The organism is Pseudomonas fluorescens (genome assembly GCF_900636825.1).
GTDB classification, from domain to species: domain Bacteria; phylum Pseudomonadota; class Gammaproteobacteria; order Pseudomonadales; family Pseudomonadaceae; genus Aquipseudomonas; species Aquipseudomonas fluorescens_BG.
Window position 1 is genome coordinate 3,009,437 of the sequence record NZ_LR134318.1, and the last position, 17,272, is coordinate 3,026,708.

Consider the following 17,272-nt stretch of genomic DNA (forward strand, 5'->3'; position numbering starts at 1 on the left):
TCCAGCATCGAAGATGACTTTGCTCATTGACTGATTTTGCTCACCGCGCGGAATTTGATGCGAGAGCAGCCGTGCAGCAACATCCCGACGATTATCAACGCCCCCGCCCGCAACCAGGTTTCCCAGCCCTGCTGACTGAGCAGCACCAGACACGACACGATCGCAAGCACTGGGACAACAGTCGGCACGCGAAAGTGATCCTCCTCAACCCTGTCGCGACGAAGAACGAGCACCGCCACATTGGTACTCAGAAAAACGAACAGCAACAGCAAAACCACTGTCTCTGCCAAGGTTGCCAGGGTACCGGTGAGCGTCAGGGCAATTGCCACCAAAGTGGTTGCGAGAATCGCAGCCCATGGTGTTTTTCGTTCAGGCAGCACTGCACCCAAAGCGCCCGGCAATAGTCCCAGATTGGCCATGCCGTAGGTCAAACGACTGGCCATGATCATGGTTAGCAGCGCACCGTTGGCGACGGCTATCAATGCAATAAAAGAGAACAACGCTGGCGGAATATCGAGCGTCGATGCGCGGACAACTTCGAGCAAAGGCGCCGACGTCGCCAGCAATCTCTCGGTCGGCAAAACAGAAGACGCTGCCACACCCACCGCCATGTAAACCACGCCAGCCATCAGCAAAGCCGCGAACAAGGCGCGCGGATATACCTTGCGCACGTCCTTGATTTCTTCGGCCAGATTCGCCGACGTTTCGAAACCTACGAAAGAATAGAACGCCAGCAATGCCGCACCCAGCACCGCGAGCACGGGGCTGACGCCAGGCTTGAACGTCAGCGTTCGCCCCAAATCCGCATCGCCTGTGCGGAAGTACCAGATCGCGGCGACGATCACCAAAATCAACCCTGACAGCTCAATGACGGTCATCACCAGGTTCGCCCCGAGCGATTCCTTTATCCCCCGCGCGTTGAGCAGAGCGATAGCCAGAAGAAACACCAGGGCGGCAATCTGCGGCGATACGTCAACGAAGGCGTGGAGGTAATCACCGGCAAACGCCAGCGATAAACCCGCTGCGCTGGTCACCGCAGCAGCCAGCATGCAAAAACCGACGAGGAAGGAAACAAGCGGTGACTTGAACGCCTTTTCAGCGAAAACCGAAGCCGCGCCAGCGTGGGGATATTTGGTGACCAACTCTGCATAAGAGCCCGCCGTCAACATGGCGAAGAACAGTGCAATCAGCAGCGGCACCCATATCGCACCCCCCACCTCTCCCGCAATCGTCCCGGCAAGCGCATAAACGCCCGCCCCCAGAACATCGCCGAGAATAAACAGAAACAGCATCGGGAAAGTGATAGCCCGGCGCAGAGCAGTTTTATGAGTGGGTGCGGTCACGTTCATTCCTTGGTTCAGGTGTGGTGGAGCTGGATGCTTGTCACCTCAAACAATGGAAATGGCGGGTAAAGCAAAGTTCAAAATCTGTGACGGGGCCGATTGGTCTGGCGCCAACAGAATTGCCGGCTCGGCATTTGTGGGAGCGAGGCTGCTCGCGAAGAGGCCGGCCCAAATGACATGAAGGGCAAACTGCGGACGGCTGCTTTTGGGCGATTGCTGACCGTCACGAAAGGCAGATATCGGCCAGAAGCGGTCATTCACAGCTCAGAAAAAAGTGAGACCTGACCGTGTATGAGATATTTTGCCTGCCTCGAAACCGACTTGTATTCATGGAGGAAAAATTGCGGATTTACATTACAGGTGCTTCGTGCGCGGGCGTGACCACGTTGGGTCAAAACGTCGCAACTCTGCTCGGTGTACGACAGATCGATGTCGATGATTATTTCTGGATGCCCACTAACCCTCCCTTTACGACCAAGCGACCTCCCAGTGAGCGCGTGTCATTGATCCAGCAAAAGTTCGGTGACGACGATTGGGTGCTAACCGGTTCTTGTATGGGGTGGGGAGAAGCGCTGATCACCCATGTCGATATTATTGTGTTTGTTGTAACACCAACGCCCGTTCGCCTTGAACGGCTGGCCGCACGTGAAAAGGAGCGCTTTGGAGATCGGATAGCACCGGGTGGTGACATGCATGAGATACATGTGGCCTTTCGGGAATGGGCTTCGCAGTATGACGATCCGAACTTTTCAGGACGCAACCGAGCGTGGCACGAGGCGTGGCTATCAACGCGGAACGCTCCGGTCTTACGGATTGACGGGATGAACAGTGCCGAAAAGATGGCCGATGATGTCATTCATGCTTTGTCGCAAGCAACGCAATAGCTCTAAACCGGAACGGCTTAGGCATGAATCTCAACACGCGCTTTAGCAATCTCCGCTTTGGCTCTACCGCCGTCAGGCTGATCCAGGTGCATACCGGTTCACGTCGCGAGCGCATTGCCAGCAAGCGCCGGGGTTCACAAAGTCGTGAACCCCGTAGTCCATTTAATTTACCATTCGCAGGCGGTCCGTTCCCGCGCCACCCAGCCCACGCCTGCAGTCCAAATTTCAAATGGAAGGATCCCCGCTTCATGTCCAATACTTTGTTCCGCACACTCGCCTTGTCCAGCCCGTTAGTACTAGCCAGTTGCACCACTGCAGCGCCAACCGCATCGACGCCTGTCGCCTCCAAGGCTATCGAAGCCTTCGTCGACATTTGTCTGAAGACTGCCCCCTCATTCGCTGGATCTGCGGAAGCGGCCAAGCGGTTCGGCATTAACGACCTCCAAGACATGGGTTTCACGCGCATCGGCTTCACCGCGGACAAAAACCTCTCCGTGCAACTTTCCGAAAAGGAATGCGTCGTTACGACCCCGGAGCAACCCGACGACAGCCTGACCCGCCAACTACTGAGTGCCGCGCAGACTTACTCGCAAACGCCGGTAGCAGATCGTGTGCCATCGAAGGTGCGTATCCAGGACAACAACTTTATTCTTCAGCATGACCGAAACGGCGGTGAAGCGTATGTGCTATTGCGGAACAAGTAATTAGCGCTCCTACCCTGGGTTCGAAAAAAACCCGCAAAGCGGGTTTTTTTTGTGTACCTCCTTGGGCAAATTTCAACGACTGCTCTTGGCCATTAGCGGCCACTTGCGAACGTCCGTCTTTGGCCGTTGGCGAACCCTGCTCTCAGCGAAGAAGAGCGTAACAAAGGCGTTGAGGAGCTTCTCGAAGCCATCCGTCGTTACTCCAAGTAGAACGCATTCAGGAGCGCGCTCATGAACAGCACGAACATCAACTACACACACGACCATGTGTTCCTTGGCTCAGCGCACGACGAAAATGCCAAGCGTACGCTTTGGGTTGTGGCATTGACCGTGGTCATGATGGTTGGCGAGATCACCGCTGGCTATATCACGGGCTCGATGGCGTTACTGGCTGATGGCTTTCACATGGCAACTCATGCCGGCGCATTGGGTATCGCGGCGGCGGCTTATGGATACGCAAAACGCCACGCTTCCAGCCAGCGCTACAGTTTCGGTACCGGAAAGGTCGGAGACTTGGGCGGCTTCGCCTCGGCGCTGATTCTCGGCATGGTCTCGCTGGGCATTGGCGTTGAGTCTGTCATGCGCCTGTTGCAGCCATCGGAAGTTCAGTTCGGCACCGCTACGCTCATTGCAATCGCCGGTCTGATCGTCAACATTGTCAGTGCCCTGTTGCTGGGGCACGGACACAGTCATGGGCACGATCACGATCACGGCCATGCCCATGCGCATGACCATCACGGTAACGACAACAACCTGAAATCGGCTTACGTTCACGTCATCGCAGACGCGCTGACTTCCGTTCTGGCCATCGCTGCACTGCTCGCCGGCCGGTATCTCGGCTGGGTGTGGCTGGACCCGGTCATGGGCATTGTCGGCGCCATTGTCATTGCGCGCTGGGCATGGACCTTGATAGGAATCACCGCAGGCGTATTGCTGGATCAGACAGACACACATGTGGCCGAAGAAATTCGCGAACTGGTGGAGAAACCGGGGGATGCCACCATCACGGACTTGCACGTCTGGCGGGTGGGTCCACAAGCCCATGCGGCCATCGGCAGCGTCCTGGGTGAGCCCACTGCGAACGCCGACAGCATTCGTGAGCGCCTCAAGCCAGTTCACGAAGTCAGTCATCTGACGGTCGAGTTTCGGCCTCTCTGATCCAGCGCTCCTCCCCACTTTCTTCAAAGGAACCCGCAATGCCTCCAGGGAAACGTGAACTGGCGCGAATCGAGCGTCGGTTGATAACCACACTCACCGAAGCGTGCGAAACAGCAAAAGGTGAAATCCAAGGCTTTACCTGGCTCACCCACACCGTTGACCTGAACGCATTCGCTGAAACACTGAAGATAACCTGGGTATTCGAGACCCTGGCTGATCGAAAGAACGCTCTGGTTGACGCTAAGGCGCGGATCTTTGAGCTGACATCCATCGCGTTGAAAGATGCCAACATCGAGCTGATCCCTTCAGACCACAATGTCCGATTCGACTCTGAGGAGGAGTGTCAGCGAATTCACGGAGGCGACTGGAAAATCCGCCTGACTCAATCACGTGCGGGCAAAAGCGGTTGACCATGGCCAAAGAAATCGAAAATCCCTGCATCTCTGTTTACCAGTTCAGCGGTGATTTTCAACGGTGAAGCCAACTGGGCCCTACTGACCAGGCTCTCTATACTGGCGTTCCAGGATGGAAATAGAGCGCGAAATATGTCCGTGATACCCAATCATAATTCCCCAGTCATTTTGGTTCCTGCTCAACAAAGCGACTTGGAAAATCTTGTAGCCATACGAATCGAGGCCATGCGCGAAAGTCTGGAACGTGTTGGCCGATTTGATCCGGTGCGTGCGCGTGAGCGGTTTCTTAGCGGTTTTGAAGCTCGCGACACACGCTTCATCGAGGTATCTGGAGAGAGGGTTGGTTTTGTGGTGGTCAAGCATCACCACAATGAACTCTTGCTCGACCACTTGTATGTGAGACCGAGCGCGCAAGGATCAGGTATAGGCTCCGTCGTTCTCGCGCAGATTTTCAAAGTGGCGGATGCTGCCGCGCTCCCTATCAAAGTTGGAGCTCTCAAAGAAAGCGCGTCGAATCGCTTTTATATCCGCCATGGCTTCCAATTCGTCGAAAGCACGGACTTCGACAATTATTATGTTCGTCGGAGCGTTCCGACGCCTGGCCCAGCTTGCTAGCTGGATGGACCTCGAAATACGCTTTACACACGGTGGGCGAAGAGCAGCCGTTGAAATACTCAAATCGCCTTGGGCGCCATTCCGGGTTCAGGGTATTGATTGATGCTCGACTGCTCTGACCCCCAGGCTTTGTTTGAACCGTAATAGATAGCCATCTGGGTCAAGCACCAAAAAATTAAGCTCGCCGTGCAGCCGTTCGTTGTCTCGGTACCAACATTCTTCAATGGGCCTGCGCAGTTCGATACCAGCGTCTCTTAGCGACTTGGCCATAGCTTTGGAATCGGAGCATTGAATCGAGAGATTCATTCCTCGACCATATGGAGAAACCAGCGGGCCGACGCGCCAAGCAGACTCTTCCTGATCATCCTGCTCCAGCATCAATTGGCTTCCTTGAAAAGACAGAAAAGAGAATTTGTCTTCTGGGCGCTCGTATTCGATTTGAAAGCCGAGGACTCGGCAGTAGAAATCCAGGCTTCGTTTCAAATCGGAAACAATCAACTCTGGAACCAAATTATTCATTTTCATAAACGAACTCCTTGTCGTTGATAACCCGCATCAAATCGTTGGAATTTTTAAACGATCGGTGCAAGGGCGTTATCTTGTTACTCCAAACCCTGCCATGGCTTACCTACCGGCGCAATGGTCCCGCCTATTTATCGCCACCGCTGCAGCCCTCTGGCAGAATCGGCGCCACGAATGAGCCGTTGCGCCTTACCTGGGCACTTAGCATTTAGTTGGCAAGACCGGTCTTCAGGACGAGGTCGCGAGTTGAAGGAAAAACACCGATGGTCACTGAAAAATCCGAGCGCCCTTTGATGGAGTCTGGCCATGGCGTGCGGTACGTCACAGCAAAGCTTTGCCGACCACGCCAAGGCTGCGAACTCTCCGGCCCAAAGCCACTGGGCATGGCGCGCAGCCAAATGGGCGTCCGTAACCGGCTATGGTTTTTGACGCTGGCAAGCGTACTGATCGCTGGCTGCTCCGGCTCAAAATCCAATTCGCCCCCACCGGTCGAGCGCGACCCATGCCTGGATGCGGGGCGCGCTAAAAGCGTGGATTACGATAACTGTTTGGCTGATCGGGAAGCCAGCAAGAGGGAGGCTCTCAGAGCACTTCTCGACGATACCGGCGTTAATTCCCGACAGGTAGTAGTCGAATCTGAAGACAATACTTACCAAGCATCTGATTTTCCGGATACACCCATTCCCATGCTCTACAAGGGTGCTGATTCGATAACGGCGACTGAAAAGCGGGCGCTACCTTTCAAAATCCGGGTCACCTGGAAGTACGCCTCCGAGGGTGTCATACCGCCGCCCCGAGACCGTTTCCGGATGGATGAAATGGAAAGATTGATACTGCCAGCGGTACAGGATAAAGGGCTAGCGAAGTGGGTGTGCACCGGGACTGGTGGACACCAGCGGGAGTGGATTTTCTATACGCGAAGCGACGAAGCTTTTATCGCTAAAACACAGGCTGTTCTAGCGCAGACCGGGCCATACCCTATCGAGTTGAGCGCACGCAAAGAACAAGCGTTGAGCACCGACGAGCAAAGTAGTGAAAACCGGCCTGAAGATATCCGTATCACGCCCAAGAAGTGCGTGGAATGATCCGCGATGGTTCTAATGCCTTCACCGACGCGCAGAAGCTGGCAGCCACAAGCGCACTGGTTATAGCCGCAGCCCCTGGAGACGCGTTTCAACCTCCAGGGGCAGACGCACTGTGTGGGCGTCTCAGGCCTTCTCGGTGCTTGCAATCAATGTCGCTCGCCTGATCATCAGAACGTAATAGCAACTCGCTGGAAATACCAGCCCTACTACCCAGGCCAGGTCGATGCCCTGCAGTGACGACGCAATCGGTCCTACATAGAGGGAGGTATTCATGAATGGAATTTCCAGCGCGATGGTCGCGAGGAACACAAAGATCGCGATCCAGTTCACCCGACCATAGATGCCGGAAGGCTCAAAGATGTCTGCTATCTGGTAAATCCCCTTACGAAGCGCGTAATAGTCCACCAGGTTGATCGCCGTCCAAGGGATCAGGAAATAGCTCATGAAGAAGATGAAGTTCAGGAAAAACTGGATGAAGTCATCCTGCGCAAGGCTGCACAGCGCTGTAGCCACTGCACAGATAACCAGCATGAACATGGCACGAACCCGGGGTGTTACTCTCAGCGCAGCGAAGGGCTCAATCACTGTCACGGTCGACATGAATGCCCCGTAGAGATTGAACACGTTGATCGCGATCTGACCGTAGAGCACGAAAGCCACAGCCAGCAATGTTCCCCCGCCGAGCACACTGATGAGGTGCAGACCAACGTTGTCAGAGAATCCTGCGACTGCCTTGGCCAGCACTGCGCCCAGCAGCATCATCCAGCTTCCACCGATGACCGTGCCGACATAGCTGTACCAGAAAACCTTGTGTGTCGAAGTGCTGGTTGGCAGGTAGCGAGAGTAATCGGCTACATAAGGGGCATAGGAAAGCTGCCAGGTCACTGCAATGCTCACCGAGGCGAGGAACCGCGCAAGGTTGAATCCTTCCATAGACCATTGCCCGGGCTCGATTGGCAGTGTGATGGCAATCAAGGTCGCGACGGCGAATACGGCGATCGACACCAGCGAAAGCAGTTTTTGCAAACGATGGATGAGCGAATAGCCAAACAAGGCCACCACGAAACAAAGCCCGCCGAGCAATACAATGTTTCCAACATTGTTGAGTGGGCTGGAATTAGCGATTGCCTGGGCTGCCAGCAGCGTGTTGCTGACAAAGAAACCCAGGTAAATCAGCATCACGAACAACAGCGGAACAATGGCGCCAAATACCCCGAACTGCGCGCGGCTTTGAATCATCTGCGGAATGCCCAGCCTTGGGCCTTGAGCAGAATGTGATGCCATGAACAATGCGCCCACAAGGGTTCCAAGCAGAATGGACAACGCGCTCCAGAACAGATTGAGCCCCATGCTGACTGGCAGCACTCCTGCCGCCACCGTGGTGATGTTGGCATTGGCGCCGAACCAGACGAAAAACAAGGAACGAGGCTCACCATGACGCTCGGCTTCGGGAATGAAGTCGATGCTTCTTTTTTCTACTTTCATATCATTCTCCGGTCAGCAATTCGCAGCGAGATGGCTTTCGAAATGGGCAATGGCCTGCATAAATGCTTCTGGCTCGAAGGCCAGATGATCGGGCTCTGCAGTCACCAGAGAAGCAGCAGGCAGGTTGTTCCATCGCCGCAGTAATTGCTCGGTGGAGAAGATTTCCAGTCCGTAGATCCAGTTGGAGAGAATGAACAGCGCAGAATAATGGGCCGCAGTCGTGGTCGCTGCGCAGGCGTCGGCAACCAGCGTCAGCTGGAAATCATGTTGATAGGCATCGAACAGGCTGCTCATCACACAGACATCGGTCAGCACGCCTATTACCACCAAACGGGTAATACCACGCCTCTTCAATGTTTCCGCCAGATCAGTTTTATGAAAGGCGCTGTAGCGTTGCTTGTCGATTACGACATCGCCGGCCTGCGGGGCCAGTGCATCAATGATTTCAATAGCGCGCGTATCGGCACGGTAGGTGGTCGGCCTGCCTTGCTCGTCTACCGGCTCGCCGAATGCCAGGTTTCGGCCTTGGGCATCGTTGACGTGGCGGCTGTAAAACAGCGGGATATGCATATTGCGGGCGCAGGCAACCAGCGCTGCTGCGTTGTTGATCACTTGCTCGAATCGCGGCAAAGGGTAGCCGTCTTCGTTTTGCATATCGATCACGAGAATAGCGGTGTCTTGAGTCATTTGATTTCTTCCAGGTACAGAGCACCGGGCGATGTGCAACGGGTTCGCCAGGAGGTGTTCGGGGGGATACGCAAAGCGCTGCGTTAGCGTTGCGTGCGAAAGACGTGAGGCGCTTTCGTGGAAGGAATCAGCTGACTATTTGCCAGAAACCATTTTGCTTGGCCGCTACCGAGGCAGGAAGACGTTGAAGGGTGATCTGCAATGGGGCAATAGCTCGTCTCAAGAACCCGCTCATGGCCCCGCACGGCAAGCCGCACCCCAGGCCGGACAGGCGGGTGCGGATACCAGTGATGAAGGGTTCAGGGCGTGCCATGACAAACTCTCAAAGAGATCTTCGGATCTCTACAGCAATTGTCGCGCCAGATTCTGAGCCCCGCAAAATGGCACTTACAGCCTTGATTGCCTGCAGTGTTACTGCAGGTCTGTGGTATACCGTAATACGTCTGTTACAAGACGTATCATCGGCATCCGCGCGTCTATTCACCCGCTTGCATAGCGGACAAACGCCAAGGCGCCGGTACGTGCCGGCCTGACTTCAGCGCTAGCCAACTGTTTTATCAATCATCCACATCCGACGCCAGCGAAAGCGGCTGAATCAGCTGTGAGCCCTGATTACGCACATTCCCGACATCCTTGCCAACCTTGTACCAGTGAAAATCCGTAGCAGGCCTGCAATGCTGCGTCGCAAGCTCGCGAGCTCGTTCTGGCGACGTATCGGGATCGATCCACTCACGGGCGTACTCGGGCGATAAGACCAATGGCTTGCGATCGTGGACATCGACCATGCCTTCATCGCTTGCCGCAGTAATGATGACGAAGCCATCGCGATCATCCGGCTCCAAGCCTGCGTGCACTTCAGCCAGACCGGCGAAAAACATTGGAATCTGTTCTTTCAGCGTTATGAAATAGGGCTGTTTTTTCTTTGGATCGTCAGCATCCTTGACCCATTCGAACCAGCCGTTCGCCGGGGCAAGTACGCGACCGTTCGGCCAAAGCTGATTGAAAAACTTGCCGGTGATGACAGTCTCGACCCTGGCATTGATCGGGTCAGGGCGCTTTCCCTTGGCCCAGAAAGGCGCCCATCCCCATTTGACCTTATCAACGCTCAAGCCCCCTTCCACCGGCCGTATGATCTCCACTCGCGTCGACGGCGCGACGTTGTACCGCTCGACTGGCCAGAGGTCATAGCCATTGATCACCAACTGCTTTGGCGCGAGCTCTTTGAGGTAGTGATCCATCGATTCGTAGATCGAATAGCGTCCGCACATGCTGTCACCCGTCGAATTGTCGTACCTATGACATTGACCGCAAGCGAATCAAATCGTTAACTGTATGCATGTACAGTTAACCTTTTAAGGCTTGCATCATGAGCATCACCCTCCTCGGCCAACTTGCTACCGGCGGTAAGACGCTGCCCCTTTATTCTTCCAAGGTGCCAGCGGGCTTCCCCTCCCCCGCAGCTGACCATATCGAGAAGCACATTTCCCTCGATGAGCTGTTCGATATCCGGGCGCCGCACGTGTATCTGGTGAGAATCGACGGGGACAGCATGCAAGGCGCGGGTATCTATTCCGGGGATTTGGTGATCGTCGATCGAAGCATCGAGGCAGTCAGTGGCGACATCGTCATCGCCGCGTTGAACTCTGAGCCATTCTGCAAGCGCCTGCTTTTGCGCGAGAACGCCGTGCTGCTGTTGTCGGAGAATCCCAAATATCCGGCGCGACATGTCATGGAAGGCGATGAGCTGGTGATCTGGGGTGTCGTGAAATACAGCGTCCGCGATCATGACAATACGTGAGCCGGTTTTCGCCCTGATCGACTGCAACTCGTTTTACGCGAGCTGCGAGCGCGTCTTCAGGCCTGACCTCGCCAGGACGCCGATCGTCGTGCTGTCCAACAACGACGGCTGTGTGATCGCGCGCAGCTACGACGCCAAGCCGTTCGTAAAAATGGGCCAGCCCTATTTCCAGATCAAAGACCATCTGCGGCGACACGGGGTTGTGGCATTCAGCAGTAATTACGCGCTATACGGCGACATGAGTGAGCGCGTGATGACGATCATCGAATCGATGGTCCCGGCGCTTGAGGTCTACAGCATCGATGAGGCGTTCGCCGATCTGACGGGTATGCCTGGGGATTTGTCAGCGTTTGGTCGGCACATGCGTTCCACCCTTCTCAAACGCACAGGCATCCCGGTCGGGGTCGGTATTGCACGCACGAAGACGCTGGCCAAACTCGCCAACCACACCGCCAAACGGCTGCTGGACATCACCGGGGGCGTGGTCGATCTGTGCGATCCGTTCAAACGCGACTGGACGCTGCGCAACACCGATGTCGGCGAGGTCTGGGGCATCGGCAGGCGCATGAAGGCGCATCTGGAAACGATGGGCATCAAGACTGCAATGGACTTGGCAAAAGCCGATCCGTGGATGCTTCGCCAGAAATTCAGCGTGGTGATCGAGAAGACTGCCCGCGAGCTGGCCGGCACGCCGTGTCTGGAATTGGGGGAAGCTGACCCACCCAAGCAAGAGATTTGCTGCAGCAGGATGTTCGGCAATCGGCTCACGCAGATCGAGCCGATCAAGGAAGCCGTCGCCACCTATACCCAGCGCGCCGCAGAAAAGCTCCGCGCGCAAAACTCGCTGTGCAAGAAGATCCGCGTGAGCATTCGTACCGGCATGTTCAACCCCGAGGAAGCGAAGTACGCGAACGGCGCTCTGGTTGAATTACCCTACCCGACCAATGACGTCCGGCTCATGACAAAGGCTGCCACCGAGGCAGTCAACCGCCTCTTCCGGCCGGGATTCAAATACAGCAAGGCTGAGGTTCTGCTGATGGATTTGCGACAGCCTGGCGAATTCACCGATGACCTGTTTGCGCATTCGCAGCCTGTGATGGCGGACAAGGTGATGAGCGTGCTGGATGAGATCAATAGCCGCTGGGGAAAGGGAGTGTTGCGTTTAGCCAGCGTGCCGGCGACGCCCGGGTGGGCGATGCGCCGCGAACTGATGAGTCAGAGTTACACGACCAAAGTCGATCAGCTGTGGACGGTCAGGGCTAGATAGCTTCCAGGTTGGCACTGAGCAATTTTTCTGGCGAAACGAAAAGGCACTTGCGTCAACCGCAAGTGCCTTTGCTACGCGAAACAATTGGGTCAACGAGCCAGCATGAACGTCTCGTATTCCAGATTATCCAGCGCCGACGACAGTTGGGCCAAGCCGATCAACACGCAAATCAATAATGACAACGTGAAGCCATAGCCAAAGAAGCTAGGCCCCAAGTGCATGCTCAATAACGTAAAGGCCGCGTTCAATACCGCGAACAACACGCATAGATTCAGCACGACGCGACGTTTGTCGAGGTAGAAGAACACGTTGAGCAACGCCATGAACACCACCTGGATGCTCACCCCGATCAGATCGATATAGAACAGCGGCAAGTAGTAGCTGGAGATGCCGAGCCAATCCAGCAGGCGCGGTGCGAAGAGGAACAGCAGCACGACTGTAAGCCCCTGGACTTTGCAGATTTCCAGCAGCCCCTGGCGGATGGATAGCGTCATTTCGGTTTTCAGCGAACCGATGTGCTGCAGCGTCTCGCCTTCGCGGATAGCACGGAACAAGCGGTCGTACCATTCGGCAAAATCGGTCTCGATACGCACGAGAAACACCGCCATGCCTGGGATGATCGCCAGGTAAGCGATGAAGATTGGCATGTCATAGAGCATCGACGCCCGCAGCGGTCCGATGACGGCGTTGGACGTACCGGGGTTGAACCAGAACAGGATCTTGTCGATCCAGATGCCGAAGTTGTAGAAGAACCCGGTCGCCAGCAAGCTCAGAAACACGTTGCGCCGATCGAGGAATTCAAAGGCAATCAGCTTGTCCGCCCGATACTCGCGCAGGATGTCGTAGAGGTACAGGAACAGCAGAACGCTGTGCCCTATCAATAACGCCAACAAGAGGCCGGGCATGCGCAGGAAGCTCAGCAGATAAGCACTCGCGACCATCAGCGAATAACCAATCAGCATGACCATCAGGATGCGGTTGTATTTTTTCATCCCCGACAGAAAGATGATCACCAGCCACAAGTTGCAAAGCACCACAAAGTTCGACAACACCAGTACGCGGTAGATCAGCGGCTGATCGAACAGCCATGCCAACAAGATGATCCCCAGCACTCCGGCACCGACGGTGACCAGCAGCAATATGCCGAGCAAGTTAGGCAGGACGTTCTCGTACTTGTGCTCGAACAACAGGTCGGACACGAAACGGGTGAAAAACAACTGCAGGCCGCCCGTTAAAATCAATGAGCTGGCCATCAGGTAGGTCACCGTCACCAGGAACTGCCCGACCAACTCGTTGGGTAACAGAAGCCCCACGCTGATGATACCCACCAGCAGCACGCTGACGATCGACAACACCCACGGCCCGGAGCTGATCAGGCCGGCGTAGACGTAGGCGTGCAGGGTCGCGGTGTAAGAGTCGCGCGAAAGAATCTTGCGCAGTTCGAAGCCAATACCGGCCATTTAACTGTTCTCCATGGCTGCCTGGTACAGGTCGCGATAGCGCTGCAGCATCAAGCCTTCGGTGTAGAAACGGTTGACTCGCAACAGGCCGCTGGCCTGTGCGGCTTCCCAGCGTTCAGGGCTGCGCAACAGTTCAAGGATCGCCGCGCAGGTGGCCTGCGGGTCGGCGATTGCGACGACTTTGCCCGCGACACCGAGATCGCGATCCTCACTGCTGCCGCCTTCGATCAGCTCGCGACACGAGCCCACGTCACTGCTGATTACCGGAGTGCCGGCAGCCCAGGCTTCGAGGATCACCAGCGGCTGCGCTTCGCTGATGGATGTCAGCACCATCAGGCCGAGTTTGGGCAGGATCTCCTGGATACGCTGGAAGCCGAGGAAATGCACCTTGCCTTCCAATCCGAGACTGGCCATCAGGCTGCGGCACTCGCTGACGTATTCCGGGTCTTCCTCCTCGGGCCCGACGATCCAGCCTTCGATGTGAGGCATGGCAGTGATGACCCCGCGCATGGCCCGCAAGAAAGTTTTCACGTCCTTGATCGGCACCACACGCCCGATCAACCCCACCACCGATGCGATGCCCGGCTCGCGCGTCTCCATGGCCCTGGCCCACTGCGACAGGTCGATACCGTTCGCGATCAATTGCGTGCGGCTCGGATCGGCGCCGTCCTTGATCTGACGCTGACGGTTGCCGTCGTACAGGGCAATGATGTGATCGGCGCTGTTGTAAGCCAACTGACCGATGCGCTCGAAGAATCGAACCCAGAGCGTGCGAATGTAGCCGGTACCGCCGTCGAGGCTGCGGTTGAGCGCCTGACCGGAACTCTCGGCGATCCACGACGCCTGGGCCAGGTCGATCTTGCGCTCCTTGGTGTAGATGCCGTGCTCGCTGAGCAGATAGGTGCATTTCCACCGTTGCTTGAGGATGCAACCCAGCGCCCCGGCATAACCGGTGGAAATCGAATGCAGTACCCGCGCCCGCGGCATCTTGCGAGACGCTTCGGCCAGCATCAGTAAAGGTGACTGCAAGGAGCGCAGGGTCCAGAAATAGTTGACGAATGACGGGTCGGCACAATGCTGACGATAGCCCTCGGTCAGTGTTTCCCAGCTCGCGCGGCTGCGCGATACATCGTCGAGCGTCAGGTCGCATTCAGCGATGCAATTGAGCAAGCGCTCACCCAGCTCGCGCTCTGGCTGATCCGGGTGATGCAGAAAACGATAGAGGTCGGCCAGTTGCTGAGGATCAGCCTCGCGCGGCTTGCCATGCAAGTGAGTGGCGTGGGTCGCGTCTTCAAGGAACACTTCCTCGATATGCACCACGTTGGCGGGGATTTCATAGCGCCGCGATGAATACGCCGAACGCTGCCCGCCGATGAACATGACCGAGAACGTCAGCTCCGGCAGGCCGAGGATCATCTGGTGAATCCAGCTCGATACACCGCCGCGCACATAGGGCCATGTGCCTTCCAGCAACAGGCAGATATCGGCTATCGGTGTCGCTTCCTTGTCGTTCATTGCCAACTCCTCACCAGCTCAGCGAAAGGTGGGCGCTGACGGGTTTTTTCCGGAAGTCTGGCCAGCAATCCGGAAATTTCATGATAACGACCGCTCTCAAACGCCAGTTCCGCGTGGAAGGGCAGCAACTGTGCGGAGTCCAGGCCATTCGCTTCTGCTTGGTGCAGCAGTGCTTCGGCGCGTTCGTTTTCACCAAGCTCCAGGGCAATGCGTCCGGCAAGCAACAACAGTTCGCCGCCCTCACCTGCCGCCAAACCCTGTTCGGCATGTTCGCTGGCTTGGCCGAGCACGTGTTCCAGCACGCTGCCCTGCGCCAGGCCAAGATACGCCAACTCCCAATACCAACGCGCGAGCCTGCTGTGCACGGGGCCCGCGTTGCGCTCGCTGACATCGGCCAGTTGCTGGAGGCCCATCTGGATATGCAGGTTGATGTCGCTTTCCTGTTTGTCGAGCATCGAGTACGCCAGCAAGCGCACGTCATCGCTTGGATCGCCGAGCGCCAGCTTGAGGATGGGCACCGCTTCTTTGCCCGGCATGCGTCGGGTTGCCAACAGCGCAGCCAGGCGCTGATCCGGATCGGACGCATGGCGAAGCACATCCTGCAAACCGCCATCGGAAAAGATCGGCGTTCGCATCTGCGACTGTGCGCGGAACGGCAATCCTGGAATGCCAACGGCCTGCCAGGCTTGTCCATCGCGCTTGCGTGGCAGGAACAGCGCCGGGAAGATTGACGCCACCACACCCAACGTACCGATCACCGGTATGAAAAATGCCAGGCTGAAAATGAACAGCGGGCTCCACGGCAACGGGGCGCGATAGCGGGCCGGCAGCAACAGCCACACGGCGCCGCACAACATCAGGCAGGCAAGGCCATGGGTGACGCTGAATACCGCTAGCTGATGCAATTGCGGCGCATCAAGCCACAAACTGGCCCAACTGCCCGCCTCCAGCACCAGTGCTCCGCTAAACAGCCACTTGCTGATCATTCAGGCCACACTCGTTGTAAAGGAAGTTACGCAGCCCGTTGCGATCACAGCCAGGCTCCAGGTTGAAAGACATGACGCGCACGCCCAGGCTGGCCAAATCGCAGTCGTGACCAAAATGTTCGTGCAGCAACAGGCCGATACGCGCCAGATAGCCTTCAGCGCCCTCCGGACTGGTCAGCGGCAACAAGACCAGCAGCAAACGGTGGTCTCGAGCATTGTTCACCGGCAGATGAAGATCCAGACCCCGCTGGCTGCGCTCCATCAAGCGCGCCAGCTCATCGTTGGTTCGCGTCATCTCGAACGCGAACAGACCGGCCGGCAGTTGGTGCTGCTCAACGTCCACTAGCGAGCGCTTGAGCTGCAGGGTGAATTGCTGGGCATCGGCGCTTGGCAGTTGTAGCACTTGCGGGTCGCGGCGCAACAGGTCGGCGATGTGCCCGGCCAACAGCGACAAAAGGCTCAAGGTTCGATCCTGAAACGCGAAGAACGGCATCTGACGTACCGCCAGGATTGCCAGCAGACGACCCTCGGCATCGATCAGCGGAATGCAGGCCTGCAAGGATGAGAATTGCGCCGCGTTCCCCGAATCAATCAGTTCCTGGCGCACGCTGACCAGTTCGCCGCGTTGCAGACACAGTTTGATCAAACCGTCGTCGGTGCCCAGTGGGCCCATCACGCCGATTTGCGCCAATGGCTGGTGCAAGACGTTTTTCTCTGCTTCATCGACACGGTATAACCCGGCCACCCGCAACGCGCCGTATTGCCCCAGCATCGCCACGATAGGCTCGGCCAGTTCGCTCAGGGCATCACCTTCCACCGGCATGCCACGCAACTTTTCCCGCAAGCCCAGCAAAGAGCTGCGCAAGCTCTGGTCGCTGCCGGCCACGCGTTGTTCCAGCAGATCGTGGGACACCCGCAGAATCTGATGGGCACGGGTGAATTCGTCGAGGCGGTACTGACGGTATTCGTTAGCCATCTGCAAGCGTTCGAGACGCCGTACCCACAGGTCGCGCACCTCGCCCACCAACATCCCGCAAACCAGCACGCCGACGATGAACGACGGTTGCAGTTCGGTATATCCCTCGCGTTCCCAATAGCGCAGCACAAACACCGCGGCCACCAGCAGCGCAGCGCTGAACAGACCGCGCACGAAACCGTACCGTACACCTAACAGCAGCGGCGCCAGAACCGGCCAGGGGAAACTGCCGTGCATCTGCAACGGATCTTCGGGTGTCAACCAGAAGCCCAGGCCAATCGCCAGGCCCGTCACAAGCAGCGTTTCCAGCCAAGACACCGGCCCGCTGGCGCGAGGCGCCAGGCTGTAATCCATGTGTGGAGAATTCATTACGT

17 protein-coding genes and 1 pseudogene are annotated in these 17,272 nt (G+C 56.8%); 9 read left to right on the forward strand and 9 right to left on the reverse strand.

From position 1 onward, the window contains the following. Positions 1–23: 23 nt before the first annotated feature. Positions 24–1,349: an APC family permease gene (locus EL257_RS13540; protein WP_126363281.1), complete on the reverse strand. Its 1,326-nt coding sequence runs from the start codon at positions 1,347–1,349 to the stop codon at positions 24–26. 335 nt (positions 1,350–1,684) lie between these two features. On the opposite strand from EL257_RS13540, the gene EL257_RS13545 reads away from it, so the two are divergent. The 6 genes and pseudogenes from EL257_RS13545 (at position 1,685) to EL257_RS13570 (ending at position 5,117) form a co-directional block, all read left to right on the forward strand. Further along, positions 1,685–2,227: an adenylate kinase gene (locus EL257_RS13545; RefSeq protein ID WP_126368106.1), complete on the forward strand. Its 543-nt coding sequence runs from the start codon at positions 1,685–1,687 to the stop codon at positions 2,225–2,227. Positions 2,228–2,250: 23 nt separating this feature from the next. Beyond that, on the forward strand, positions 2,251–2,931 hold the full coding sequence (locus EL257_RS13550; protein ID WP_232013090.1) for a hypothetical protein: 681 nt from the start codon (positions 2,251–2,253) through the stop codon (positions 2,929–2,931). Between the two features lie 126 nt (positions 2,932–3,057). Next, positions 3,058–3,141 (forward strand): annotated as a pseudogene (locus EL257_RS13555) (metal/formaldehyde-sensitive transcriptional repressor); the annotation flags it as partial. A 21-nt stretch (positions 3,142–3,162) separates the two neighbouring features. Further along, positions 3,163–4,089, forward strand: a complete 927-nt coding sequence (gene dmeF, locus EL257_RS13560; protein ID WP_126363283.1) for a CDF family Co(II)/Ni(II) efflux transporter DmeF — start codon at positions 3,163–3,165, stop codon at positions 4,087–4,089. Between the two features lie 38 nt (positions 4,090–4,127). Continuing rightward, positions 4,128–4,499, forward strand: a complete 372-nt coding sequence (locus EL257_RS13565) for a hypothetical protein (RefSeq protein ID WP_126363285.1) — start codon at positions 4,128–4,130, stop codon at positions 4,497–4,499. Positions 4,500–4,634: 135 nt separating this feature from the next. Beyond that, on the forward strand, positions 4,635–5,117 hold the full coding sequence (locus EL257_RS13570) for a GNAT family N-acetyltransferase (RefSeq protein ID WP_126363287.1): 483 nt from the start codon (positions 4,635–4,637) through the stop codon (positions 5,115–5,117). A gap of 87 nt (positions 5,118–5,204) precedes the next feature. On the opposite strand, the gene EL257_RS13575 is transcribed toward EL257_RS13570, so the two are convergent. Then, positions 5,205–5,642, reverse strand: a complete 438-nt coding sequence (locus EL257_RS13575; RefSeq protein ID WP_126363289.1) for a bleomycin resistance protein — start codon at positions 5,640–5,642, stop codon at positions 5,205–5,207. A 260-nt stretch (positions 5,643–5,902) separates the two neighbouring features. Here EL257_RS13575 and EL257_RS13580 point away from each other — a divergent pair, with 260 nt between their 5' ends. Next, positions 5,903–6,724, forward strand: a complete 822-nt coding sequence (locus EL257_RS13580; protein ID WP_232013091.1) for a DUF695 domain-containing protein — start codon at positions 5,903–5,905, stop codon at positions 6,722–6,724. A 123-nt stretch (positions 6,725–6,847) separates the two neighbouring features. Here EL257_RS13580 and EL257_RS13585 read toward each other — a convergent pair whose 3' ends face one another. From EL257_RS13585 to EL257_RS13600, 3 genes are all read right to left on the reverse strand, one after another. Continuing rightward, on the reverse strand, positions 6,848–8,209 hold the full coding sequence (locus tag EL257_RS13585; protein ID WP_126363291.1) for a purine-cytosine permease family protein: 1,362 nt from the start codon (positions 8,207–8,209) through the stop codon (positions 6,848–6,850). Positions 8,210–8,221: 12 nt separating this feature from the next. Beyond that, positions 8,222–8,896 (reverse strand): cysteine hydrolase family protein, encoded by a 675-nt coding sequence (locus tag EL257_RS13590; protein WP_126363293.1) that lies wholly within the window; start codon positions 8,894–8,896, stop codon positions 8,222–8,224. Positions 8,897–9,453: 557 nt separating this feature from the next. Then, entirely contained in the window at positions 9,454–10,164 is a 711-nt protein-coding gene (locus EL257_RS13600) for an SOS response-associated peptidase family protein (protein WP_126363297.1), read from the reverse strand. A gap of 98 nt (positions 10,165–10,262) precedes the next feature. Between EL257_RS13600 and EL257_RS13605 the strand changes: the two genes are divergently transcribed. Further along, on the forward strand, positions 10,263–10,694 hold the full coding sequence (locus EL257_RS13605; RefSeq protein WP_126363299.1) for a LexA family protein: 432 nt from the start codon (positions 10,263–10,265) through the stop codon (positions 10,692–10,694). Further along, the gene (umuC, locus tag EL257_RS13610; protein WP_126363301.1) at positions 10,681–11,961 is read left to right on the forward strand and encodes a translesion error-prone DNA polymerase V subunit UmuC; all 1,281 of its coding nucleotides are present in this window, start codon (positions 10,681–10,683) and stop codon (positions 11,959–11,961) included. The genes EL257_RS13605 and umuC overlap by 14 nt, the downstream gene beginning before the upstream one ends. Positions 11,962–12,050: 89 nt before the next feature. Here umuC and pelG read toward each other — a convergent pair whose 3' ends face one another. The 4 genes from pelG to EL257_RS13630 are packed head-to-tail and all read right to left on the reverse strand — an operon-like array spanning position 12,051 to position 17,267. After that, positions 12,051–13,421, reverse strand: a complete 1,371-nt coding sequence (gene pelG, locus EL257_RS13615; protein WP_126363303.1) for an exopolysaccharide Pel transporter PelG — start codon at positions 13,419–13,421, stop codon at positions 12,051–12,053. Beyond that, the gene (gene pelF, locus EL257_RS13620) at positions 13,422–14,936 is read right to left on the reverse strand and encodes a GT4 family glycosyltransferase PelF (RefSeq protein ID WP_126363305.1); all 1,515 of its coding nucleotides are present in this window, start codon (positions 14,934–14,936) and stop codon (positions 13,422–13,424) included. It lies immediately after the preceding gene. Beyond that, entirely contained in the window at positions 14,933–15,922 is a 990-nt protein-coding gene (locus EL257_RS13625) for a HEAT repeat domain-containing protein (protein WP_126363307.1), read from the reverse strand. The genes pelF and EL257_RS13625 overlap by 4 nt, the downstream gene beginning before the upstream one ends. Further along, positions 15,900–17,267 (reverse strand): PelD GGDEF domain-containing protein, encoded by a 1,368-nt coding sequence (locus tag EL257_RS13630; protein ID WP_232013016.1) that lies wholly within the window; start codon positions 17,265–17,267, stop codon positions 15,900–15,902. The genes EL257_RS13625 and EL257_RS13630 overlap by 23 nt, the downstream gene beginning before the upstream one ends. Positions 17,268–17,272 lie beyond the last annotated feature (5 nt).